This is a genomic window from Arthrobacter rhombi, assembly GCF_039526245.1.
GTDB lineage: Bacteria > Actinomycetota > Actinomycetes > Actinomycetales > Micrococcaceae > Arthrobacter_H > Arthrobacter_H rhombi.
In genome coordinates, this window is sequence record NZ_BAAAIV010000026.1 from 1 (window position 1) to 1,014 (window position 1,014).

General features: G+C 58.4%; 1 protein-coding gene and 1 pseudogene. Both read left to right on the forward strand.

Translation table 11 applies throughout. The annotated features are described in order from the left end of the window. Window positions 1–126: pseudogene (locus ABD088_RS17295) on the forward strand (PKD domain-containing protein); the annotation flags it as partial. Then, window positions 127–1,014 (forward strand): PKD domain-containing protein (locus ABD088_RS17180; protein ID WP_425546048.1); only part of this gene is annotated, 888 nt, incomplete at its 3' end.

Here is a 1,014-nt window from a genome sequence, read left to right on the forward strand (position 1 = left end):
GATGGGTCGGGTTCGACGGCTAGCGATGGTGCCACTGTTGCTTCGTATGCCTGGGATTTCGGCGACGGAAAATCTGCTACTGGCGCCAAGCCGAGTCATCAGTATGCCGCGGCAGGGACCTACACGGTGAAGTTGACCGTGAAGGACTCGACGGGTGCTGAGAGCGCGGTGGTTTCGGCCGGTGTTGCGGTTGGTCACGATAAGCCGGTGGGTTCATTCACCGCGCAGAGTTCTGATATGTCGGTTTCGGTTGATGCGAGTGCGTCCAAGGCGTCAGATGGTGCCACGATGCAGTATTCGTGGGACTGGGGTGACGGATCGGCTTCCGGAACAGGCGTGAAGGCTAGTCATACATTTGCGGAGGCTGGATCGTTCGACGTCGTCTTGACGGTGACGGATAGTTTGGGCGCCGTCGATACTGTGACGAAAACGGTGACGGCAAGCGAGGCGTCTGCTGACGGGGTGGTTGCCAGCGATGATTTCAATCGTGACGTTTCCACCGGTTGGGGGACTGCTGATGATGGCGGTCAATGGTCCGGTCAAGCCGGTTTCTCGGTTGCCGACGGGGAGGGGCAGATGACGCTGAACCCGGCGCAGAAGCGGACGACTGAATTGTCAGGTGTCAATGTTTCTGATCTGGATGCCAGTTTCGTTGTTGGGACGGACAAGGTCATGCAAGGTGCGAACTTGCACTTTGATACCGGACTGCATAAATCAGCGGCAGGGCAGTACATGGTGAAGATCCAATTCAGATCTGACCAGACGGTACAGATCGGGCTCGTCAGAGTCGTCGGTGGAGTCGAAACGATGGTCGCCAACAAGGTCTTGCCTGGCTATGTCCAGAAGGCCGGGCAGCGACTGGAAGTGCGAATCCAGACGGAGACGTCGGGATCGTCTACGACTTGGCGGGCCAAGGCTTGGGAGGCTGGTACTAGTGAACCGACGGGTTGGATGGTGAGCGCTTCGGATAGCGAGATCTCGTTGCAGGGCCCAGGGACGATCTCAGTGTCGGGC